The organism is Pseudonocardia sp. Ae150A_Ps1, from assembly GCF_001932315.1.
Lineage (GTDB): Bacteria > Actinomycetota > Actinomycetes > Mycobacteriales > Pseudonocardiaceae > Pseudonocardia.
In genome coordinates, this window is the sequence record NZ_MCIJ01000001.1 from 647,667 (window position 1) to 668,701 (window position 21,035).

The 21,035-nt window shown below is 72.8% G+C and carries 19 protein-coding genes and 3 pseudogenes; 11 read left to right on the forward strand and 11 right to left on the reverse strand.

What is annotated here, in order from left to right; all coding sequences use genetic code 11:
- Positions 1 to 8 precede the first annotated feature (8 nt).
- A pseudogene (locus Ae150APs1_RS02880) lies at positions 9 to 989 on the forward strand (phosphotransacetylase); the annotation flags it as partial.
- Between the two features lie 54 nt (positions 990 to 1,043).
- Here the strand turns inward: Ae150APs1_RS02880 and Ae150APs1_RS02885 are convergent.
- Positions 1,044 to 1,694 carry a sulfite exporter TauE/SafE family protein gene (locus Ae150APs1_RS02885; protein ID WP_170918034.1) on the reverse strand — a complete coding sequence of 217 codons (651 nt, stop codon included), beginning with the start codon at positions 1,692 to 1,694 and terminating at the stop codon, positions 1,044 to 1,046.
- A 287-nt stretch (positions 1,695 to 1,981) separates the two neighbouring features.
- Between Ae150APs1_RS02885 and Ae150APs1_RS02890 the strand changes: the two genes are divergently transcribed.
- The gene (locus tag Ae150APs1_RS02890; RefSeq protein WP_075295591.1) at positions 1,982 to 3,058 is read left to right on the forward strand and encodes an alcohol dehydrogenase catalytic domain-containing protein; all 1,077 of its coding nucleotides are present in this window, start codon (positions 1,982 to 1,984) and stop codon (positions 3,056 to 3,058) included.
- Here the strand turns inward: Ae150APs1_RS02890 and Ae150APs1_RS02895 are convergent.
- The 3 genes and pseudogenes from Ae150APs1_RS02895 to Ae150APs1_RS02905 all read right to left on the reverse strand — a co-directional run.
- Complete coding sequence (locus Ae150APs1_RS02895) at positions 3,025 to 3,822, reverse strand: IclR family transcriptional regulator (protein ID WP_075295593.1); 798 nt, start codon at positions 3,820 to 3,822, stop codon at positions 3,025 to 3,027. The genes Ae150APs1_RS02890 and Ae150APs1_RS02895 overlap by 34 nt on opposite strands.
- A gap of 321 nt (positions 3,823 to 4,143) precedes the next feature.
- On the reverse strand, positions 4,144 to 5,499 hold the full coding sequence (locus Ae150APs1_RS02900) for an MFS transporter (protein ID WP_075295595.1): 1,356 nt from the start codon (positions 5,497 to 5,499) through the stop codon (positions 4,144 to 4,146).
- 14 nt (positions 5,500 to 5,513) lie between these two features.
- Positions 5,514 to 6,491, reverse strand: a pseudogene (locus tag Ae150APs1_RS02905) (hydroxyacid-oxoacid transhydrogenase); the annotation flags it as partial.
- A gap of 55 nt (positions 6,492 to 6,546) precedes the next feature.
- Between Ae150APs1_RS02905 and Ae150APs1_RS02910 the strand changes: the two are divergent.
- The 3 genes from Ae150APs1_RS02910 to Ae150APs1_RS32545 are packed head-to-tail and all read left to right on the forward strand — an operon-like array spanning position 6,547 to position 7,742.
- A complete protein-coding gene (locus tag Ae150APs1_RS02910; protein WP_075295029.1) occupies positions 6,547 to 6,837 on the forward strand; it encodes a transposase in 291 nt (96 codons plus the stop codon).
- On the forward strand, positions 6,834 to 7,421 hold the full coding sequence (locus tag Ae150APs1_RS32540; RefSeq protein ID WP_212567130.1) for a DDE-type integrase/transposase/recombinase: 588 nt from the start codon (positions 6,834 to 6,836) through the stop codon (positions 7,419 to 7,421). Before Ae150APs1_RS02910 ends, Ae150APs1_RS32540 begins: the two co-directional genes overlap by 4 nt.
- A gap of 9 nt (positions 7,422 to 7,430) precedes the next feature.
- Positions 7,431 to 7,742, forward strand: a complete 312-nt coding sequence (locus tag Ae150APs1_RS32545; RefSeq protein ID WP_212567129.1) for an integrase core domain-containing protein — start codon at positions 7,431 to 7,433, stop codon at positions 7,740 to 7,742.
- Between the two features lie 127 nt (positions 7,743 to 7,869).
- Here Ae150APs1_RS32545 and Ae150APs1_RS02920 read toward each other — a convergent pair whose 3' ends face one another.
- Complete coding sequence (locus Ae150APs1_RS02920) at positions 7,870 to 8,325, reverse strand: MSMEG_3727 family PQQ-associated protein (protein WP_075295597.1); 456 nt, start codon at positions 8,323 to 8,325, stop codon at positions 7,870 to 7,872.
- Positions 8,326 to 8,614: 289 nt separating this feature from the next.
- Positions 8,615 to 10,768: pseudogene (gene katG / locus Ae150APs1_RS02925) on the reverse strand (catalase/peroxidase HPI).
- 594 nt (positions 10,769 to 11,362) lie between these two features.
- Between katG and Ae150APs1_RS02930 the strand changes: the two are divergent.
- Complete coding sequence (locus tag Ae150APs1_RS02930) at positions 11,363 to 11,836, forward strand: ribose-5-phosphate isomerase (RefSeq protein WP_010242309.1); 474 nt, start codon at positions 11,363 to 11,365, stop codon at positions 11,834 to 11,836.
- Positions 11,837 to 11,876: 40 nt separating this feature from the next.
- Here the strand turns inward: Ae150APs1_RS02930 and Ae150APs1_RS02935 are convergent, their stop codons facing one another.
- The gene (locus Ae150APs1_RS02935; protein ID WP_075295599.1) at positions 11,877 to 12,662 is read right to left on the reverse strand and encodes a GNAT family N-acetyltransferase; all 786 of its coding nucleotides are present in this window, start codon (positions 12,660 to 12,662) and stop codon (positions 11,877 to 11,879) included.
- Positions 12,663 to 12,838: 176 nt separating this feature from the next.
- Between Ae150APs1_RS02935 and uraD the strand changes: the two genes are divergently transcribed.
- The 5 genes from uraD (at position 12,839) to Ae150APs1_RS02960 (ending at position 17,041) form a co-directional block, all read left to right on the forward strand.
- Positions 12,839 to 13,354 carry a 2-oxo-4-hydroxy-4-carboxy-5-ureidoimidazoline decarboxylase gene (gene uraD / locus Ae150APs1_RS02940; protein ID WP_075295601.1) on the forward strand — a complete coding sequence of 172 codons (516 nt, stop codon included), beginning with the start codon at positions 12,839 to 12,841 and terminating at the stop codon, positions 13,352 to 13,354.
- Entirely contained in the window at positions 13,351 to 13,656 is a 306-nt protein-coding gene (locus Ae150APs1_RS02945; RefSeq protein WP_010242315.1) for a hydroxyisourate hydrolase, read from the forward strand. The genes uraD and Ae150APs1_RS02945 overlap by 4 nt, the downstream gene beginning before the upstream one ends.
- Before the next feature lie 6 nt (positions 13,657 to 13,662).
- On the forward strand, positions 13,663 to 14,556 hold the full coding sequence (gene pucL / locus Ae150APs1_RS02950; protein WP_075295603.1) for a factor-independent urate hydroxylase: 894 nt from the start codon (positions 13,663 to 13,665) through the stop codon (positions 14,554 to 14,556).
- Between the two features lie 5 nt (positions 14,557 to 14,561).
- Entirely contained in the window at positions 14,562 to 15,950 is a 1,389-nt protein-coding gene (locus Ae150APs1_RS02955) for a nucleobase:cation symporter-2 family protein (RefSeq protein WP_075295605.1), read from the forward strand.
- Between the two features lie 98 nt (positions 15,951 to 16,048).
- The gene (locus tag Ae150APs1_RS02960) at positions 16,049 to 17,041 is read left to right on the forward strand and encodes an LLM class flavin-dependent oxidoreductase (protein WP_212567280.1); all 993 of its coding nucleotides are present in this window, start codon (positions 16,049 to 16,051) and stop codon (positions 17,039 to 17,041) included.
- Between the two features lie 72 nt (positions 17,042 to 17,113).
- On the opposite strand, the gene Ae150APs1_RS02965 is transcribed toward Ae150APs1_RS02960, so the two are convergent.
- Genes Ae150APs1_RS02965 through Ae150APs1_RS02980 form a run of 4 tightly spaced genes read right to left on the reverse strand, consistent with a single transcriptional unit; the run spans position 17,114 to position 20,901 of the window.
- Positions 17,114 to 18,469 carry an MFS transporter gene (locus Ae150APs1_RS02965; RefSeq protein ID WP_075295609.1) on the reverse strand — a complete coding sequence of 452 codons (1,356 nt, stop codon included), beginning with the start codon at positions 18,467 to 18,469 and terminating at the stop codon, positions 17,114 to 17,116.
- A 34-nt stretch (positions 18,470 to 18,503) separates the two neighbouring features.
- Positions 18,504 to 18,971, reverse strand: coding sequence for an RpiB/LacA/LacB family sugar-phosphate isomerase (locus Ae150APs1_RS02970; protein WP_075295611.1), 468 nt, complete (start codon positions 18,969 to 18,971; stop codon positions 18,504 to 18,506).
- Entirely contained in the window at positions 18,968 to 19,903 is a 936-nt protein-coding gene (locus Ae150APs1_RS02975) for a ribokinase (protein WP_075295613.1), read from the reverse strand. The genes Ae150APs1_RS02970 and Ae150APs1_RS02975 overlap by 4 nt, the downstream gene beginning before the upstream one ends.
- Positions 19,900 to 20,901: a LacI family DNA-binding transcriptional regulator gene (locus Ae150APs1_RS02980; RefSeq protein ID WP_075295615.1), complete on the reverse strand. Its 1,002-nt coding sequence runs from the start codon at positions 20,899 to 20,901 to the stop codon at positions 19,900 to 19,902. The genes Ae150APs1_RS02975 and Ae150APs1_RS02980 overlap by 4 nt, the downstream gene beginning before the upstream one ends.
- Between the last annotated feature and the right edge of the window lie 134 nt (positions 20,902 to 21,035).

Here is a 21,035-nt window from a genome sequence, read left to right on the forward strand (position 1 = left end):
GGCGCGGTATGGACGCATCGACCGTGGACGTCGCCGGGACGCTGCCCGAGCCCGTCCGCCGTAGGTGGGTGGCCACGCTCGCGGGCCGACGGCCGGTCGTCGCGCTGGCCGACGGTGACGACGCCCGGGCCGTGCGGGCCGCGGCCCGCCTGCACGACGAGGGCCTGGTCCGTCCACTCCTGGTCGGGCAGCGCGACGCGGTGGCCTCGGCCTGCCGGGACGCCGGCGTCGCCCTGCCCGCGGAGGCGGTGCTCGACGTCGCGGCCGCCCTCGCCGACGAGACCGTGCGCGACGTCGTCGACACAGCGGTCGCCCGACGCCGCCGTCTGGTGCGCGACGATCCGCTCGTCGTGGCTGCCGCGCTGCTCGCGACCCGGCGTACCGACGCCTGTGTGGCCGGCGCCGGGAGGCCGACCGCCGAGGTCCTGCGCGCCGGACTGGGTGTCGTCGGGCTCCGGCCGGGCGTCCACACGCTGAGCAGCAGCTTCCTGATGGTCCTGCAGGACGGCCGCAGGCTGACCTTCACCGACTGCGCCGTGGTCCCGGACCCCACCGCCGAACAGCTGGCCGACATCGCCGTCGCAGGCGCACGGACCCATGAGGCCCTGACCGGGGATCGGCCCCGGGTGGCGATGCTGTCGTTCTCGACGCTGGGCAGCTCCCGCCACGAACGCATCGACCGGGTCGGTGAGGCCACCGCCCGGCTCCGGGGTCGCGCGCCGGGCCTGCTGGTCGACGGCGAGCTCCAGTTCGACGCCGCGATCGTCTCCGCTGTCGGATCGACCAAGGCGCCCCGCTCCGAGGTGGCCGGCAGGGCGAACGTCCTGGTCTTCCCGAACCTCGACGCCGGCAACATCGGCTACAAGATCGCCGAACGGCTGGCCGGGGCGACCGCCCTCGGACCGGTGCTCCAGGGACTGGCCGCTCCGCTCAACGACCTCTCCCGCGGATGCAGTACCGACGACATCACCCACCTCGCACTGCTCAGCGCCGTCCAGTCGGTCGCCCCGCAGATCCCGGTGATCCCCGCGACCGGCTCCGGGTCAGCTGATCGCGGTCACCAACCCCGAGACGATGACGACCACGATGGTCACCGTCCGGAACGCAGCGGCCGGGATGACATCGGTGAGGCGACGGCCCACCTGGTTCCCGGCGATCGCGGCGACGATCAGCACCGGCAGCGTCGGCCACAGCAGCTCGACCGGGATCCGTCGCTGGACACCGAGTATCAGCAGTGACACCGAGTTGGCGACGACGAAGTAGGCGGCGAGGTCGGCGATGAACCGCGGCGGGGGCAGGTGCAGCTGCTGCAACAGGATCGCCACCGGCGGCCCGTTCAGCGAGGTCGAGGTGGACAGGAACCCCCCGGCGAGCCCCGTCGCGAGCTGGACCCATCGACCGGGCCGGTACGCGGCTCCGAGCCGGTGCGTCACCAGCAGCGCCACACCGAGGACGACCACGAGCACCCCGGCACCGACCCGCAGCAGCTCCGCATCGAGCGCCCCCACCACGACCGCGCCGGCCCAGGCACCGGGTACGACACCCAGCCCGAGCAGCACCGTGCGCGTCCGGTCGATCCGGGCGCGGTCGCGTACGACCAGCACGACCCGGCTCGCCAGCGTCGCCACCAGGTTGACCACCACGACCGAGGCCAGGTCCAGACCGCTGAGCAACAGCAGCGGCGTGGACAGCAACGACGTCGCGAAACCCGCCAGCCCCCCCGAGGACCGAGGCGAGGAAGATCGCTATCACACTTGCGACCAGCATGGACCACACCGTTTCCGCCGCCCGGCCCCACCGGCGCGAGGAACACGCCCTGGATCCCGCGGTCGATCTACGATCTCAATGTGGGGGACGATACCACGATGCGGGGATCGCCCTCCCGTTGCGCTCGACACCGCACACACGACAGCCAGGACCTCGTCGCAGCGCGCGCTACGCCAGGTGGAACGGTGTCGGGAGCGGGTTCGACGTCGTCGAGGTGCCCCTGCCCGACGACCTCGGTCCCGGCGAGACCCTCGTCCGCATCGACCTCGCGACCGTCTGCGGCAGCGACCGCCACTCGGTGGCAGGCCGTCGACCCTGCCCCGCACCGTGCGTCCTCGGGCACGAGCAGGTCGGCACCGTCGTCGCGACCGGGGCGCCGGCCCCGTCCTGCGTGGACGGCACCCCGGTCGCACCGGGGCTGCGCGTCCTCTGGTCGGTCGCCGCATCCTGCGGCGCCTGCTCACGCTGCCGGGCCGGACTGGAGCAGAAGTGCCGGGTCCTGCACAAGTACGGACACGAACCGCTCGATGCCACCTCCCCGCTGACCGGCGGTTTCGCCTCCCACTGCCGGCTGTGGCCGGGCACAGCACTCGCGGCGGTACCCGCGACCGTCCCCGACGAGGTCGCCGCACCCGGGTCCTGCGCCACCGCCACGGTCTCGGCCGCGCTCGGGAACGGACCGGCCGATCTGCGCGGCTGCAGGGTCCTCGTCACCGGCGCCGGCATGCTCGGACTGACCGCGACCGCGATGGCCGCCCACGCCGGAGCCGAGGTGGTCGTGTCCGCGCGTGACACCGCGCGGCGGCGGTGGGCGGGAGCGTTCGGCGCTCACGAGGTCACCGGGGCCGGATCGCCGGTCTCCGGTGTCGACCTGGCAATGGAGACATCCGGGTCAGCACTCGCCGTGACGCGCTGTGTCGAATCGCTGGCCGTCGGCGGGACCGCGGTCCTCACCGGCTCGGTCAGCCCGGGCCCTGCGGTCGCGCTCGACCCGCAGGCGTTGCTGCGCGGCCTGCACCGGGTCGTCGGCGTGCACAACTACCGACCGGACGACCTCGGCACCGCCGTCGCTTTCCTCGCCGAGGCGCATTCCCGGTACCCCTTCGCCGAGCTGGTCACCGGCCGGTACCACCTCGACCAGCTCGACGCCGCGTTCGCGGCCGGCGACGACGGAGCACCCCGGCAGGCGGTCACCCCCACGGTCTCCCGATCCGGCCCGGGCGGGGCGGCCGACGACGACCGCGCCGGGATCGGAGCTCAGCGCGACAGGGAACGGTCGATCGGCACGTAGCGGGCCACGTCCGCAGCGGCGTCCATCGCCAGTTCTCCCAGCACTGCCATCCGCTCGGGCGGCATCCGCACCGTCGGGACCTGTACGACGACCGCAGCCTGCGCCCGGCCGCGGGAGTCGACGACCGGCGCGCCCACACACCGCACGCCGGCGACGTTCTCCTCCTCGTCGACGCTGTAGCCGACCTCGCGGATCCGGACCAGCTGCTCCGCGACCTCCTCGCGGCGTCGCAACGTCCTGTCGGTCAGCGCCGGGAGCTCGTCGGGCAGGCTGTCCAGATAGACCGTGGCGTCCGCGGAGTGGGCGAGGATCGCCTTGCCCGCAGCAGTCGTGTACAGCGGGAACCGCGCCCCGGGGCTCTGCTCGAACCGCAGCGGCAGGGTCGACTGGACCCGCAACAGGACCACCGAGTCGCGCTGCTCCCGGATGGTGAGGTTCACCGACTCCTCGGTGTCGGCGTTGACCCGCTCGAGCACTGGCAGCGCCTTGTCCAGGCCGAACCCACGCTGCGCGGCCAGACCGAGCAGGACCGTGCCCGGGCCGAGGTGGTAGCAGTCGGTGCGGGAGTCGTAGGTGACGAGACCTTCGGCGATCAGGGCCCGGATGATCCGGTGCGCCGCCCCGGAGGTGAGGTCGAGTCGGGCGGCGATCGAGGGCAGGGACAGTTCGCGCCCCTCCTCGGCCAGGAGTTTCACCATTCGCAGGGCCCGGCCGATCGCCTGGGTCCCGGCCGGGGCGCGCACCTCACGGCCGTCCTCGGTCATCGTCGGAGCCCGCCCCTTCTCACGATCACAGCGTAACGACCGGCACCCAGCCGATCGCCGTGGCCACTGCCCCGCGTGTCGGGTTCCTCCAGGCGGGCACCGGCCGCGCGGCGCGGGCACCGGCCGCGATCGCCGGACGGCGGCTGCAGGCCGGGACCCGGCCGGGTGGCGACGGAGAGTCGCCGGCCCACCGGGGACGGGCGGACCAGCTCCTCACCGACCGCGATGTGCGGGCCCGGTGCCCGGCATCACCCTCCGGGAGAACGCCCGCGCCCTCGACGCGGGCGCCCTCCGGTGGGGTGTGGCGTGACGGGACCTCGGTCAACCCGGACGTACAGTCACGGCCGACTCGGCTCCGGCGTCGTCGAGGTGCATGTCGCGACGACGGACGAGCAGCGTGCCGGCGACGCTGATGACAGACGTGACTCCCAGATAGGCCAGGACCAGGCCGACCCCACCGCCTGCCACGGCCACGAGGTAGGCCAGGACCAGCGGGGCGATGCCGGAGGCCACCACCCCGGAGAGCTGGTACACCACCGAGATCCCCGTACAGCGCACCGCAGGCGGGAACAGCTCGGCGAAGAACGCGGCCTCGGGGCCGTACATGACCGGGTAGGCGAGCCCGAGCACTCCGACCAGGGCCAGCACGATCCAGACCATGCTCCCGTTCTCCAGGGCGGCGAACGCGGGTAGCGCCATCACCGCAGTGAGCACCACCCCGACCGCGTAGGTCCGTCGCCTGCCCCAGGTGTCGGACAGTCTCCCGCACAGCGGGATGACGACGGTCATCACGATCGCCGCGAGCAGGACCGCGAGCAGCAGGTCCTGCCGGTCGAGATCGAGCGTCTGGGTGCCGTAGGACAGCACGAACACCGCCCACGCGTTGAAGGCCGTCCCCTCGGCCAGCCGTGCGGCCATGCCCAGCACCAGGTTCCGGCGGCCCGCCGGGATCCGCAGCATCTCCGCCGCCGGGACGGTGGCCTTCTGCTCGGCGGACTCGAGCTTGCGGAACGCAGGCGTATCGATGATCTTCAACCGGATCACCATGCCGACCACCACCAGCACGGCCGACAGCAGGAAGGCGATCCGCCAGCCCCAGGCGAGGAACGCCTCGTCGGTCAAGGCCGCACCGAGCACCGCGAAGACCGTGGTGCCCAGCACCAGTCCCAGCGCCAGGCCGATCTGCGGGTAGCTCCCGTAGAGGCCCCGTCTGTTCGTCGGGGAGTACTCCACGGCCATGAGCACCGCGCCTCCCCACTCGCCGCCGATCGCGACGCCCTGCGCGAGACGCAGGATCACCAGCAGGATCGGGGCGAGCACACCGATCGAGTCGTAGGTCGGGACGAGCCCGATCAGACAGGTCAAGACGCCCATGATCATCATCGTGGCGACCAGGGTCTTCTTGCGTCCGACCCGGTCGCCGATGTGCCCGAAGATCAGGCCACCGATCGGGCGGGCCACGAATCCCAGGGCGAAGGTGGTGAAGGCGAGGAGGGTGCCGACGACCGGGTCGTCGGCCGGGAAGAACAGGTGGTTGAACACCACACCGGCCGCGAGGCCGTAGAGAAAGAAGTCGTACCACTCGACGGTGGTGCCGACGACGCTGGAGGCCACGACCAGACGGACGTCGGAACTCTGCGGGGCACCGGCATCGGCGTCGGGGCTCGGGGAACTCATCGACCCTTCACCCCTCACAGCGACCGGCGGAAGATGCTCGTCACCGCGTCCCGGTCGACGGCGCGGGGCACCACCGCGAGCTGGCGGGTCTGCTTGAGCGTGCCGTCGGTGAGGGTGTCAAGATCGTCCTCGGTGAAGCCGAAGCTGCGCAACCCGACCGGGACATCGATGTCGGACATCAGCTCGGCGAGCACACCGGCCAGGGCGTCGGCACCGTCGGTGGTCGTGAAGGTCCGGCCCGAGAGCAGCTCCGCGGCACGCAGGTGCCGCTGCGGGTTGCCCGGATAGGTCCACCGGAACACCTCCGGCGCGGTCGAGGCGACGGCCTGCCCGTGCGGGACCATCACCATGTCCGGGTAACCCCGGGCCTGGTAGCCCTTCGCGCCCCCGGCGATCGGGTAGGCGTTGGCGTGGGGCAGGTGGGTTCCCGCGTTGCCGAAACCGGTTCCTGCGTAGGTCGAGGCCAGCATCATCTGAGTCCGGGCCTCCATGTCCCGCCCGGTGTGCACGGCCCGGCGCAGATAGCGGCCGACCAGGGTCAGTGCCATCTCGCACCACACGTCACTGATCGGGTTGGAGCCGCAGAACGCAGGACGGCGCATCGGGTCCTCGGGCGACGGCTTCGCATCGAACGGGACGCTGGTGTAGCTCTCCAGCGCGTGGGAGAGCACGTCCATCCCGCTCGCCGCGGTCACCGCCGGCGGCAGCGTCAGCGTCGTGCGCGGGTCGATCACGGCCATCGACGGCCGCAGACGAGCGTGGCTGACCCCGGCCTTGAGGTGCTGGCTGAGCAGGTCGACCACACAGATGGTGGTCGACTCCGAACCGGTGCCGGCCGTGGTCGGAACCGCGATCAGCGGCTTGAGCGGCAGCCAGGGAGCCGTGCCTGCCCCGATCGGCGGCGTGACGAAGTCCAGCAGCTCGCCGGGGTGGGTCGTCAGGAGGTTCACGGCCTTGGCCGTGTCGATGGCCGACCCGCCCCCGATCGCGACATAGCAGTCTGCGGTTCCCCCATGATCGGGGAGGCATCAGCTATAAGGGGTAGCGATGCCAGAGGTACGGAAGCGATACGACCGGGAGTTCCGTGACGGGGCGGTCCGGATCGTCGAGGAGACGGGCAAGCCGATCGCCCAGGTCGCCAGAGACCTGGGGGTCAACGAGGGCACGCTGGGCAACTGGGTGGCCCGCGCCCGTGAGGCCCGTGAGGAGACCGAGGGCCTGTCCCGCGGGGACGTCGAGGAGCTCAAGCGGTTGCGTGCGGAGAACGCCGAGCTGCGGATGGAGCGTGATGTCCTCAAGCGATCCGTGGTCCTGTGGGTCAAGGAGGCGACGAGGTGAGCGTGGCCCGTTTCATCGCCGACCAGAGGACCTTCCACCGGGTGCCGCACACGCTGGCCTGTGCCCTGCTCGGGGTGTCGATCTCGTGGCTGTACAAGTGGCTGCAGCGCGCCGGCAGCCCCGACGGTGGCACGACCGCGACCGAGCAGCGGCGGACCCGGCTCGACGCCGCGGTGGGCGTGGCGTTCGACGCTGCCCAGCGGTTGCACGGCTCGCCGAGGTTGCACGCGGACCTGCGTGAGGCCGGCTGGCAGGTCTCGGAGAAGACTGTGGCGGACTCGATGCGTCGCCAGGGCCTGGTCGCGCGCCGGATCAAGAGACGCAACGGGCTGGCCCGTCAGGACCGCGCAGCGCCGAAGTTCCCCGACCTGCTCAGACGCGACTTCACCGCGGCCGAGCCGAACCGCCGCTGGGTCGGGGACATGACCGAGATCCCCACCGCGGCCGGGAAGCTGTATCTGGCCACGGTGATCGACCTGTACTCGCGGCGGTTGCTCGGCGCGGCCACCGGACTGCACCCGAACGCCGAGCTGGCGTGTGAGGCCATCCGGATGGCCACCGCGGCCCGCGGTGGGGCGGGCTAGATCCGAGGAGTGATCTTTCACACCGACCGCGGGTCGACCTACACCGCCGGGGCGTTCACCGCGCTGTGTCGGCGGCTGGAGATCCGCCAGTCGATGGGTCGGGTCGGGTCGTGTTTCGACAACGCCGCGGCGGAGGCGTTCTTCTCCAGCCTGGAGTGGGAAGTATTGTCCCGCAACGACTTCGACACCACCAGCAGGGCGCGGGCGGTGGTCATCGACTGGTGCTACGGCTTCTACAACCACCGCCGGCGACACAGCGCCGCGGGCGGGCTCTCACCGATCAACTACGAGAACGCCGCTCTCACCCGAGACGCGGCATAGGGAACCCTCCACGATCTTGGGGGAACCACACACGTCCGGCGCGCTGTGGGGCAGGTTGGAGAGCCGGTTGTGGTTGAACGCCTTGCCGGCGTCGACGTACTCGATGGTCATGGTGATCGCTGCCCTTCTACGGCCGCGGCTGGGCGGGTCGGTCGAGCTTGGCCTCCGGCGGCACCTCACCGGACACGACGATGGCGGCGGTCAGGCCCCGGCCCTCGTCGTTGCCGGCGGGCGAGCCGTACCAGTAGCAGCCGGGACCGTCGAGCTCGAGGGTCGCGCTGCCCTTGGAGTGGTTCACCAGGGAGATGAACTGCCTGTCACCGTTGCTGGACAGCAGGCAGGCGTGGGTGTTCTTGTCATCGTTGATGATCGTCAGCTCGAGCGTGCCGCCGTGCGGCATGATCAGGACCGCCGGTTCCCACACCATCGCGTCCTCCGGGATCCTGATGGTCGCCTCCATCGTCCCGTCGGCACGCTCGGTCGCCTTGGCGATCTCGCCGGTGCCGAGCACGGCACCGATGGTCGCCTTGTTCTGTCCGCCGAGCTCGGCCAGCAGGTCTTCCCGCTCCTGGGCGATCGTCATCGGACTCCACCTCCTCGTCATCGAGAAATGAGCACATCGACTGGTGTCGCGGAATTGATTGCGCGCGAGCGCTACGCCACGTTCCAGAGTGATGTGGCACGCCGGTCACAGGCGCGGATTCTCGTCTTCCCCGCGGAGCCTGTGACTGATTCGAACTCTACCCCGGAACGCACTGTTCCGGAATATCTCACCGAAATCCGGGCCCGATCCACCGTTCACCCGGAATGACATACCGTTCGTACCGGCCACGTCGCCGGAACACGCACACCCCTTTCGGTCACACCGGTGGTCAGTTCGGATCGAACCGGTCGAGTTCCATCACCTTCACCCATGCCGCGACGAATTCCCGGACGAACATGGCGCCCGCGTCGTCGCCGGCATAGACCTCCGAGAGCGCGCGCAGCTCGGAACTCGAGCCGAAGACGAGGTCGACGCGGCTCGCGGTCCACCGCACCGCGCCGGTGCGCCGGTCGCGACCCTCGTAGACCGTCGGGTGGGCCTCCCCGTGCCGGACCGGCACCCACTCCGTCCCCCCGTCCAGCAGGTGGACGAAGAAGTCGTTCGTCAGCACCCCCGGCGTCGGGGTCAGCACGCCCACCGGGGAACCCCGGTGGGTGGCTCCGAGCACCCGCAGACCGCCGACGAGCACCGTCATCTCGGGCGCGGTCAGTGTCAGCAGGCCGGCCCGGTCCACCAGCAGGTGCTCCGGCGGCACGCCGGCGTCCTCGCCCGGGTGGTTCCGGAAGCCGTCCGCCCGGGGCCGCAGCACACGGAACGACTCGACGTCGGTCCACTCCTGGGTCGCGTCGGTGCGTCCCGGGCGGAACGGCACGGCGATCTCGTGACCACCGGCCGCGGCGGCCCGTTCGACCGCCGCACATCCACCGAGCACGATCAGGTCGGCCATCGAGATCCGCGTGCCCGTGGTCTGCGAGGCGTGGAACCGCTCCTGGACGGCGTCGAGCGCGGACAGGACGACAGCCAGCTGTGCGGGGTCGTTGACCTCCCAGCCGCACTGGGGCTCGAGGCGGATCCGCGCCCCGTTCGCGCCGCCGCGCTTGTCGCTGTCGCGGTACGTCGACGCCGACGCCCACGCCGTGGCGACGAGCTGGGCCACCGTCAGGCCGGAGGCGAGGATGTCGGCCTTGAGGGCGGCGATGTCGCCGGCGTCGACCAGGTCGTGGTCGACCTCCGGGACCGGGTCCTGCCAGATCAGCGGTTCGGCCGGGACGAGCGCGCCCAGGTACCGGCCGACCGGGCCCATGTCGATGTGGGTCAGCTTGAACCATGCCCGGGCGAACGCGTCCTCGAACCGGTCCGGCTCCTCCAGGAACCGCCGGGAGAGCGCCTCGAACGCCGGGTCCTCCCGGAGCGCGAGATCCGTGGTCAGCATGACCGGCCGGTGCGTGACGTCCGGGTCGACGGCGTCCGGCACGGTGCCCTCGCCGGCACCGTCGCTCGGGACCCACTGCCACTGGCCCGCCGGGCTGAGCTCGATGTCCCACCCGGACATGAACAGCGTGTCGAAGAAGGTGTGGTCCCACGTGACCGGCGTGCGCGTCCACGTGCCGTCCTGCCCGCTGGTGACCGTGTCCGCCCCGGCTCCGGTGCCGTGCCCGCCGAGCCAGCCCAGACCCTGCGCGGACAGCGGCGCGGCCTGCGGCTCGGGTCCCCCGGTCACGTTCGGGTCCACCGGGCCGTGGGTCTTCCCGACGGTGTGCCCGCCCGCGATGAGCGCCACGGTCTCCTCGTCGTCGAGCCCCATCCGGCGGAAGGTCTAGCGGATGTCGCGGGCGGCGAGCACCGGGTCGGGGTTGGTGGCCGGACCCTGCGGATCGACGTAGACGAGCCCCATCGCGCTGGCCGCCAGCGGCTCGTCGAGCTCGTGCAGCCCGCGGTAGCGCTCCTCGGCCAGCCACGTGCGTTCCGGCCCCCAGTACGTCTCGTCGGGCCCCCACACCTCAGGACGACCGCCGCCGAACCCGAAGGTCGTGAAGCCCATCGACTCCAGCGCCCGGTTGCCCGCGAAGGTCATCAGGTCGGCCCAGGAGATCCGGCGCCCGTACTTCTGCTTCACCGGCCACAGCAGCCGGCGCGCCTTGTCCAGGTTGCGGTTGTCCGGCCAGCTGTCGAGCGGGGCGAAGCGCAGCATCCCGGCACCGGCACCGCCCCTGCCGTCACCGGTGCGGTAGGTGCCTGCGGAGTGCCAGGCCATGCGCAGCACCAGCGGCCCGTAGTGTCCGAAGTCGGCGGGCCACCAGTCCTGCGACGTCGTCAGCACCTCGTCGATGTCGCGGGCCAGCTCGTCGAGATCGATCGAGGTGAACCGTTCGGCATAGCCGGCGTCCGCGGGCCGGTGCCTGCGCAACGGCGTGAGGTCGAGCCGGTGTGGCCACCATCCGCCGGCACGGCCGCTCCCCGCCTGCTCACGGGCGCTGTCCATGATCCGGTCGTAGGTGCGGTAGACGTGTGTGTCGGGATGCTCGGGCATCGTCGTCCTCCCCCGATCGGCCGGCGACGACGGTGTCGCGATTCGGCCACGTCGCGTGCCCGGCCACCCTGGACCGTTCGACACCACCGGGGAGCCGACGCGAGGCGGGCGCCTCGCGTCGACCCGGTGGAGCAGAACGAGCCCCGTGCCCCTCAGCCCCGGTGGAAGTACCCGGTGCCCTCAGCGCACACCTCGACGACCGTGTACTGCGGAGTTTCCCACTGCATTTTCTTCCTCCTCGCTGTCGTGAGCCGCGATTTCTTCGAGGAATACACCACGATTTTCCGCGGTCCCGAACGACCTTCGTCGACCGCGCGGATCCGTCGCAACCGCCCTCGAACAAGTAGTCGGCAATCGGTGCCGAACGGCGGCCCGGGGCCCACGAGTGGAGGGCATGCGGGCACCGGCGGCCCGCGGGCCGAACCGGAGTCCGGCACCGGTCCGCCACCCGGGTGACGCCGTTCACCGCGAGCCATCAGGAACGCCGACCACGGCCATAACGGCTTTCGATGCCGGGCCGGCCGGATCCGCTCCTAGACTGCCGGTGTGCGCATCTACCTCGGCTCCGACCACGCGGGCTTCGAACTGAAGGCCCATTTCGCCGGGCGCCTGGCCGGCCTCGGCCACGACGTGATCGACGTCGGCCCCCGTGCGTACGACGCGGACGACGACTACCCGCCGTTCTGTGTCGAGGCGGCCCGGCGCGTCGTCGCCGACGAGGGCAGTCTCGGTCTGGTCATCGGCGGGTCCGGCAACGGGGAGCAGATCGCCGCGAACATGGTCCCGGGCGCCCGCGCCGCGCTGGCGTGGAGCGTCGACACCGCCCGGCTCGCCCGCCGGCACAACGACGCGCGGCTCGCCGGGATCGGCGCCCGGATGCACCCGGTCGAGGAGGCCGAGGCCATCGTGGACGCCTTCCTCACCACGGAGTTCGAGGGCGGCCGCCACCAGCGCCGGATCGACCTGCTCGCGGAGTACGAGCGCACCGGCGAGCCGCCTGCGCTGCCGGCCGGCCACTGAACCCACGGGACGCGCTGCGCCCGCACGCGGCGCGTCGGGGTCAGGGTGCCGGGTGCTCCCACATGGTCGCCCTGAACAGGTCCCAGAAGCCGAGCCGGTGGTAGACGGGCCGGCCGTCGTCGCTGGAGAGCAGCAGCGCGGGCAGGTCCGGCGCGACCGCACACGCCGCCGCCGTGACGGCGCGGCCGTGGCCGCGGCCGCGGTGCTCGGGCAGGGGCGTGACCCAGTCGATCTCGACGACGTCGTGGTGCACGGCGGAGCCTGCCGTCGCGACCGGCAGGCCGTCGGCGTAGCCGACGACGAGGTGCAGCAGCCCGCCGGTCAGGCGTGGATCGGCCGCCGCCGGGCGGCCCAGGTCGGCGAGCCCGTAGCCGTCGACGAGGACGTCCTCGAAGTCGCCGGGGTCGGCGTCGGGCACCACCCGGATCTCCAGCCCGGCCGGGGGTGACGGGAGCGGGGCCGGCGGGCGCAGCATCAGCGGCGGGTGGCCGACCGGGTCGAGCCCGTGCCCCGGGTCCCCGGGCAGGGGGAACAGCGACAGCAGCACCCACCAGCGTTCCGGCGGGAAGAAGCCGCACGCCTCGTCCAGCACACGGTCCAGCCCGGACGGGTCCGGCGGCCGGGTCAGGACGACGGCGTTGTCGTACCCGAACGGCGACCCCAGATCGGCGAGCACCGCGCCGTCGGTCCGGCGGAACCGCTCGCCGGTCCGGTCGGCCATCGCGACGATCCGGTCGGCGTAGGCGTGCACGAACCGGCGGGCGAGACTGTCCCCGACGGGCACGGCGTCGTCCCAGCCGGTGGTGAGCGCGACCTCGGTGTCCATGGCGGGTGATGGTCCGCCGGTGGCGCCGCGCCCGGCAGGGCTGTTCGGCGGAGCGGACCCGGGGTGTTCCAGGAGTGACCCTTGACACGCTTCGCCGCGGAACGAACACTGATCCCAGTTCGGAATCACGCTTCCATCATGCGGAATCTTCCGCACGGAAGCACGGGAGCAGGGCCATGCCGGACCTTCTCACCCTCGACCGACTCAACACCGCGCCGCCGGACGAGCTCGCCGCCGTCCTCCGCGCCTGCAACACCTCTCCCGCGTGGGCCGGGCGGTTGCTGGCCGGGCGGCCGTTCGCCGGCGTCGACGACGCCGTCGCCGCCGCCGGGAAGGCGGTCCTCGCGCTCGACGCCGCCGAGATCGACGCCGCGCTCACCGGGCACCCCCGCATCGGGGAACGCCCGGGCGGCGCGCACGCCGATGGCGCCGCGTTCTCCCGGCGGGAGCAGTCCGGCATCGGCTCCGGCTCCGGCGGGGACGCCGCCACGCGGCTGGCCGCCGGGAACGCCGCCTACGAGGACCGGTTCGGTCACGTGTTCCTGATCCGGGCCGCGGGCCGCGACGCCGGGGAGGTCCTGGCCGAACTCGAACGGCGCCTCGGCAACGACCCGGCGACCGAGCGGACCGAGGCGGCCGGGCAGCTCGCCGAGATCACCGAGCTGCGGATGCGGCAGGTGCTGGCCGGATGAGCAGCTTCTCCACCCACGTCCTCGACGCCGCGCGCGGGGTGCCCGCCACCGGCGTCCCGGTGGTGCTGTCCCGGGCCGACGGCACGGTCCTCGCCTCCGGCCGGACCGACGACGACGGCCGCTGGCGCGCCCCGGAGACCGCCGCGCTGACCGCGGGCGAGCTCCACCGCATCACCTTCGAGGCACCGAGCCCCTTCTTCCCCGAGGTGTCGATCGCGTTCCGCCCGGAGCGCACCGACCGGCACCACCACGTCCCGCTCCTCCTGTCGCCGTACTCCTACTCCACCTATCTCGGGAGCTGATCCACGATGCCCGTCCTCGGTCATACGCAGTACGGCAAGGCGGAGGTCCGCGTGGTGCGGATCTTCCGTGACGCGGACCCGCACGAGATCGCCGATCACAACGTCTCGGTCGCGCTGTCGGGGCAGTTCGCCGACACCCACCTGACCGGCGACAACACCCGCGTCCTCACCACCGACGCGGTCAAGAACACGGTCAACGCCTTCGCCAAGGAGGCGGGCGACGCCGCCCGCACCCCGGAGGTCTTCGGCCGGGAGCTGGCCCGCCACTTCGCCGCGGTGCCGCAGGTGGAGCGGGTCCGGGTGAACATCGAGACCTTCCCGTGGCGCCGGCTCGACCACGACGGCGCGCCGCACCCGCACGCGTTCGCCCGCGACGGCGGCCACACCCGCACCACCACCGTCACTCGCGCTGCCACCGGTGCGGAGTGGGTGACGTCGGGGGTGAAGGGCCTCGTCGTGCTCAAGACGACCGACTCGGAGTTCCACACCTTCTACGCCGACCGCTACACGACGCTCGCCGAGACGACCGACCGCGTGATGGCGACCGAGGTGACCGCGCAGTGGTGGCACGCCGAGGACCCGGACGACTGGAACGCCTCGCACGCCGGCACCGTCGCGGCGATGACGTCGGCGTTCGCCGGGCACCACAGCCTCGCCCTGCAGCAGACGCTCCACGAGATGGGCACCCGGGTGCTCGCCGACGGGCCCGGCATCGGCGAGATCCGCTTCTCGCTGCCGAACAAGCACCACTTCCTGATCGACCTCTCCCCGTTCGGGCTCAAGAACCCCGGTGAGGTCTTCCACGCCGACGACCGGCCCTACGGCCTGATCGAGGGCACCGTCCGCCGCGACGACACCCCCGACCCGGGACCGGCCTTCGATCCCGGCCAGGGCTGGTGAGGGGCGTGCGACGGCTGCGGCTGCCGCGCCCCCGCCCGTCCGGTGAGGTGCACCCCGTCGACGAGGTGCTGCCCACCGGGACGCTGCTGCTCTACGGCCTGCAGCACGTCATGACGATGTACGCGGGCCTGGTCGCGGTCCCGCTGATCGTCGGCCAGGCACTCGGCCTGCCCTTCGCCGACATCTCCTACCTGCTCGCCGCGACCCTCCTCGTCGCCGGGCTGGCGACGCTCCTGCAGACGATCGGGATCTGGCGGATCGGCCCGCGGCTGCCGCTGGTGCAGGGCGTGTCGTTCGCCTCCGTCGCCTCGATGATCGCCATCGGCACCGGGGCCGGCGGCGGCCGGGCGGGGCTCACCCTGATCTTCGGCGCGACGCTCGTCGCCGGCGTCGCCGGCTTCCTGCTCGCGCCGCTGTTCCACCGTCTGATCCGGCTGTTCCCACCGGTCGTGACCGGGACGGTGATCACCGTCATCGGTGTCTCGCTGCTGCCGGTCGCGGTCCGCTGGGCGTCGGGGGCGTCCGAGGGCGAGCCGGGTGACCCGGCCGCGATCGGGCTCGCCGGGTTCACCCTGCTCGTGATCGTGCTGATCTACCGGTTCCTGCCCGGGTTCCTGGCCCGGATCGCGATCCTGCTGTCGCTGGTCGCCGGCACCGCGCTGGCCGCGGTCCTCGGGATGGCCGACTTCTCCCGCGTCGGGGAGGCGGCGTGGTTCGCGGTGTCGACGCCGTTCCACTTCGGGACGCCGCAGTTCTCCGTCGCCGCGATCATCTCGATGACCGTGGTGATGCTGGTGATCATGACGGAGACGACGGCCGACCTGCTCGCCGTCGGCGAGATCGTCGACCGCAGGGCGGACGGCCGGCGGGTCGTCGCCGGCCTGCGGGCCGACACGCTGTCCACCGCCGTCTCCGGTGGCCTGCTCAACAGCTTCCCGGCGTCGGCGTTCGCGCAGAACGTCGGCCTGGTCGCGATCACCGGGATCCGCAGCCGGTTCGTCGTCGCGGCGGGCGGCGCGATCCTGATGGTGCTCGGCCTGTTCCCGAAGCTCGGCGCCGTGATCGCCTCGGTGCCGCAGCCCGTGCTCGGCGGCGCGGGTCTCGCGCTGTTCGCCACCGTCGCCGCGTCCGGGATCCGGTCGCTGGCGAAGGTCGACTTCGACGGGCACGCGAACCTCGTGATCGTCGCGGTCGCGCTGGGACTGGGCGTGCTGCCGATCGCGTCACCCGACTTCTACGAGGGCTTCCCGGAGTGGTTCCGGACGGTCTTCGACTCCGGGATCAGCGCGGCCGCCGTCGCCGCGGTGCTGCTGAACGTGCTGTTCCACGGGGCGCGCGACCGGGAGACCAGCCCGGTCGCGGAGGCACCGGCGCCGGTCGTCGACCAGGGCTGAGCCCGTCGCCGGCCGATCCGCCCGGAACGGGAAGTGCGAGCGGCCTCTCGTTGTTGGGAGGGAGGACGAGCTCCCGAACGAGAGGTACCGCCGTGTCCCTGCCACTGCCGTTGTCGATCCTCGATCTGGCCACCGTCTCCCGGGACGAGACCGTCGCCCAGGCCCTGGAGGCCAGCACGACGCTGGCGCAGCGCGCGGAGGACTGGGGCTTCCGGCGGATCTGGTACGCCGAGCACCACAACATGGGCAGCATCGCGTCGGCCGCGACCAGCGTGCTCATCGCGCACGTCGCCGCACGCACCGAGCGGATCACCCTCGGCTCGGGCGGCGTGATGCTGCCCAACCACTCGCCGCTGCAGGTCGCCGAGCAGTTCGGCACCCTGGCCGAGCTGCACCCCGGCCGGATCGAGCTGGGCCTGGGCCGTGCGCCCGGCACCGACCAGGAGACGGTGCGCGCCCTGCGGCGCGACCCGAGCGCGTCCGAGCGCTTCCCGTCCGACGTCCGGGAGCTGCAGGCCTTCCTCGCACAGGACAGCCTCGTCCCGAACGTCCACGCCTACCCGGGCCGCGGCACCCGTGTACCGCTGTCGATCCTCGGGTCCTCGCTCTACGGGGCTCAGGTCGCCGCGCTGCTCGGGCTGCCCTACGGGTTCGCCTCACACTTCGCGCCGGACGCGCTGGACCAGGCCGTCGCCCTGTACCGCAAGGAGTTCCGTCCGTCCGAGCAACTCTCCGAGCCCCGCGTGCTGGCCGGGGTGAACGTCATCGCCGCCGACTCGGCCGACGAGGCGGAGGCACAGTTCCGGGAGGCCCAGCGCCAGCGGGTGCGCCTGTTCACCGGCCGCCGCGGCCGTTCGCTGACCGACGCCGAGACCGATGCCGTGCTCGACAGCGCGGCCGGTGAGCAGATCCGGTCGATGACCCGCTACAGCGCCGTCGGCACACCCGACACCGTCGCCCGGTACCTCGACGAGTTCACCACCCGCGCCGACGCCGACGAGCTGATCGTCGCGGGGCTCGCGCCCCGGCGCGAGAGCTGGTGGCGCAGCTGGGAGCTGCTCGCCACGAAGGTCCAGGGCGCCGCCGCCTGAGCCCGGTGGGGCGCCGCGGCCCCGCCGGAGCGCGCCGGCCCCGCCGGAGCGCGGGGCCGGCGACGGCGCCCCTCAGGCGGTCACCGCGGCGGCGCGCTCCTCCTCGCGTACGAGCTCGGCGACCTCGGCCCGCCGGCGCGGACCCCACGTCTCGGTGGTGAGCAGGATCCCCGCCAGCCCGATGAGCGCGGCGGCGACGTAGAGCATCGCCGCACCCGGCCACCCGAACGCCCCGGCGAGGAGCGCGGCGAGGAGCGGCGCGAACCCGCCGAGCGACGCGGCGAGCTGGTAGCCCAGGGACGCACCCGACGTGCGCGTCGCGGCGCAGAACTGCTCGGTCAGCAACGCGCCCTGGGTGCCGGTGAGCGCGGCGTGGATCAGTCCGATGCCGATCACGAACACCAGCACCACCAGGACCGGGTTACCGCCCTCGGTGAGGAGGTACATCGGGAACCCGAACAGCGCGGCGGCCACGCACGCACCGATGTAGACCGGCCGTCTGCCCACCCGGTCGGAGACGACGCCGGCCAGGAACGTCATGCCGATGGCGATCACGCTGGCCACCGTCACCGCCCCGAGCAGGGTGGGTTCGAGCCCGGGGTGCTGCGAGCTGATGTGGTTCAGCAGGTAGGTCGCGGTCGAGTAGTAGGCGAAGGACTCCACGACGCGCAGTGCGATCACGCGCAGGATGCCACGCCAGTCGCGGCGCAGCGCCGTCCGGACCGGGTTGCGTTCGGTGCGCCCGCTCGCCCGGACCTCCTCGAACTCGGGGGACTCGCCGAGCTTCGCGCGCACGATCATGCCGGCGATCACCAGCACCGCGCTGAACAGGAACGGCACCCGCCACTGCCAGTCCCCCGGCAGCCCCGAGCTGAGGAAGAACATCAGGCTCGGCAGGGCGATCCCGAGCGGGTTGCCGGCCTGCGGGATGGCCGCGTAGGTGCCCCGTCGGTGCCAGGGGGCGTGCTCGTAGGCCATGGTCACCGCCCCGCCCCACTCGGCGCCGAACGCGAGCCCCTGGATCACGCGGATGAGCGTGAGCAGGATCGGCGCGAGGACGCCGACCTGGGCGTAGGTGGGCAGCGCGCCGATCAGGAAGGTCGCGCCACCCATGACGATCATGGCGGTCACGAGCACCGGCTTGCGGCCGAACCGGTCCCCGAAGTAGCCCCCGACGGCCCCGCCGATCGGACGCATCACGAACCCGACCGCGAGGGTCGCGAAGGCGAGCAGGGTGCCGACGACGGGATCGTCGTCGGGGAAGAACACGGCCCCGAAGTACAGCGCCGACGCGGTGCCGTAGGCGACGAAGTCGTAGTTCTCGACGCTGGTGCCGACCGCCGCGGCGATCGCGGTCTTGCGCCGGTCCTTGGTGCCGCGCACCGAGCGGGGAGCGCCCGGGGCCGGAGGGGAGTCGGGAGTGGTCATCGGAATCTCCGTTGATTCGGGTGCGGACGCGCGGTCAGATCCGGCCCGGCGCGGCCGGGTCGCCGCCCTCGAGGGCCTGCAGCTTCGCGACGCGGCGGCGGGTCTCCTCGGTGTCGTCGAACGCGGCGTGCAGGAACCGCTCGACGATCTCGGGCACCAGGGCCCGCGGGACGAGCCACGACCCCATCGCGATCGCGTTGGCGTCGTCGTGCTCGACCGCCTGGTGGGCACTGTAGGGCTCGTGGGCCAGCGCGCAGCGGATGCCGTCGATCTTGTTGGCGGCCATGATCGCCCCGGCCCCCGAGCCGCAGACCAGGATCGCCCGGTCCGCGGTCCCGTCCAGGACCGGGCGGCAGGTCGCCGCGGTGATGTCGGGGAAGTCGACCGGCTCCTCGCTATGCGTCCCCTGGTCGAGCACCTCGTGGCCGAGGCTCTCCACCGCCTCGCGGACGAACTGCTTCAGCGGGAAGCCGGCGTGGTCGGCTCCGAGTGAGACCTTCATGACGGGTTCCTTCCTGGGGCGGCACCGGCACTGCCGGTGACGGCGTCTCGGGTGGGGATGGAGGCTGCGGCGCCCTCACGGGTCACCGCCAGGGCGGCGGCCGACGTCGCGACACGGATCGCGTCGGCGGCGGCACCGCCCGGGGAGCGGACGAACTCGGCGCACAGGTAGCCGACGAACGTGTCCCCGGCCGCGGTGGTGTCGACGACGGGCACGACGGGGGCCGGCACCTCGCCGGTCGCGTCCCCGATGGCGAACACCGAGCCGGCGGCGCCGCGGGTCGCGACGACGTCGGTACCGAGTCCGGCCCGGACGGCCTCGACCGGCGGCGCACCGGCGGGGCCGTCCACGAGCGTCCGGACCGCGGCCAGCTCGCCCTCGTTGACGACGAGCACGTCGCAGTCGAGCAGGTCCGCCGGACCGTGCGGCGCGGGTGCCGCGTTCCACACCACCCGCGCGCCCGCCGACCGCGCGACCGACACCGCCGCCCGGGCGGTCTCGATCGGGATCTCGTTCTGCAGCAGGACCACGTCGGCGGGCACCAGGCCGGCCAGTGCCGGCCGGACGTCCCCGGCGTCCAGGTGGAGGTTCGCGCCGGAGGACACGACGATGCGGTTCTCCCCGGCGCCGTCGACGGTCACCACGGCGCGCCCTGTCCCGGCCCCCGGGACCGCGCGGACCGCGGAGGTGTCGACACCCCGGGCGTCGAGCTCGGCGACCGCACGCGCACCGTCGGTCTCGCCGACCACCCCGATCATCCGGGTGGGGGCGCCCGCCGACGACGACGCGACGGCCTGGTTGGCGCCCTTCCCGCCGAGGTGCTCCGCGGCGCTGCGTGCGCGCACGGTCTCCCCCGGCTCCGGATGGGCGTCGACGGCGAGCACGACGTCGACGTGGATGCTGCCGACCACCACGACCCGGCCGGCGGTCATGCGGCTCCCCCGCGGAACCGGTCGACCAGCCGGGTGGGGACGACGAGCCGGTCGGGCTCGGGCCCGCCGTCGCCCTTCGGGCCGGCGATCGCGTCGAGCAGCAGGGCCATGCTGAGCCTGCCCATCTCGGTCGCGTCGTTGGCGATCGCGGAGACGGGCGGTTCGACCTCGGCGAACCACGGCAGGTCGTCGAACGAGAGCAGCTCGATCCGGTCGCGCAGCCCGCGCACGCGGAGCTCGGCGAGCACGCCCATGGCCATGAGCCCGTCGGCCGCGATCACCGCGGTGGGCGACGCCCCGGCGTCGAGCATGCGCGCCAGGGCGCGGCCGCCGCTGTCGGGCCGGAAGTCCCCCTCCTCGATCAGGCGGGGGTCCGTGGCGAGCCCGCGCTCGGCGCGCCCGGTCAGGAACGCGCTCCGGCGCTCGGCGCCGGTGGAGAGGGTCGCCGGCCCGCCGACGTAGCCGATCCGTTCGTGCCCGCGGGCGGCGAGCGCCTCGAGCGCCTGCCCGACCCCGCCGGCGTTGTCCGCCGCGACGTGCGGGATCCCGGCCCCCCGGACGGTCCGGTCCACCATCACCAGTGGACGGTCCGCCGCCGCCCGCAGGTAGCGATCGGCGTCGGACGACTGCGGGGCGAGCAGGATCCCGTCGACCCGCTGCTCGCCGAAGGCGCGCAGGTAGGTGAGCTCCTGCTCGGCGTCCTCGTCGGCGTTGGCGAGCATGACGACCGACCCCCGCCGCAGCGCCTCCTGCTCCGCGGCGTGCGCGAGCTCGGCGAAGAACGGGTTGCGGACGTCGGAGACCAGGATCCCGACCGTGTCCGTGCGGGCCCGGCGCAGCGACCCCGCCCGGGCGTTCGGGACGTACCCGAGCTCGGCGACGGCCTCGGCCACCCGCTCCCGCGACGCGGCGGACGTCGCGGTGCTGCCGGCCAGCACGCGGGACACCGTGCCCAGCGAGACCCCGGCGCGCGCCGCGACATCGCGGATGGTCGCCATGACACCTCCTTGTGGAACCGGTTCCATGGAACCGGTTCCACGTACGGTGCCCAGTGCGCGTCACGATGTCAAGACTCTGGGGGCGCGGGGCAGAACGGGACGGACGGAGCGACCGGACCCGGTCCGGCACGCCC

Coding starts and splice junctions, on each gene's coding strand:
- Ae150APs1_RS02895 (WP_075295593.1), bottom strand. CDS start 3,822: ATGACCGAGGACGGCCGTGAGGTGCGCGCCCCGGCCGGGACCCAGGCG.
- Ae150APs1_RS02970 (WP_075295611.1), bottom strand. CDS start 18,971: ATGAAGGTCTCACTCGGAGCCGACCACGCCGGCTTCCCGCTGAAGCAG.
- Ae150APs1_RS02945 (WP_010242315.1), top strand. CDS start 13,351: ATGAGCAGCTTCTCCACCCACGTCCTCGACGCCGCGCGCGGGGTGCCC.
- Ae150APs1_RS02935 (WP_075295599.1), bottom strand. CDS start 12,662: ATGGACACCGAGGTCGCGCTCACCACCGGCTGGGACGACGCCGTGCCC.
- Ae150APs1_RS02900 (WP_075295595.1), bottom strand. CDS start 5,499: ATGAGTTCCCCGAGCCCCGACGCCGATGCCGGTGCCCCGCAGAGTTCC.
- Ae150APs1_RS02920 (WP_075295597.1), bottom strand. CDS start 8,325: ATGACGATCGCCCAGGAGCGGGAAGACCTGCTGGCCGAGCTCGGCGGA.
- uraD (WP_075295601.1), top strand. CDS start 12,839: ATGCCGGACCTTCTCACCCTCGACCGACTCAACACCGCGCCGCCGGAC.
- pucL (WP_075295603.1), top strand. CDS start 13,663: ATGCCCGTCCTCGGTCATACGCAGTACGGCAAGGCGGAGGTCCGCGTG.
- Ae150APs1_RS02975 (WP_075295613.1), bottom strand. CDS start 19,903: ATGACCGCCGGCCGGGTCGTGGTGGTCGGCAGCATCCACGTCGACGTC.
- Ae150APs1_RS02980 (WP_075295615.1), bottom strand. CDS start 20,901: ATGGCGACCATCCGCGATGTCGCGGCGCGCGCCGGGGTCTCGCTGGGC.
- Ae150APs1_RS02965 (WP_075295609.1), bottom strand. CDS start 18,469: ATGACCACTCCCGACTCCCCTCCGGCCCCGGGCGCTCCCCGCTCGGTG.
- Ae150APs1_RS02910 (WP_075295029.1), top strand. CDS start 6,547: ATGCCAGAGGTACGGAAGCGATACGACCGGGAGTTCCGTGACGGGGCG.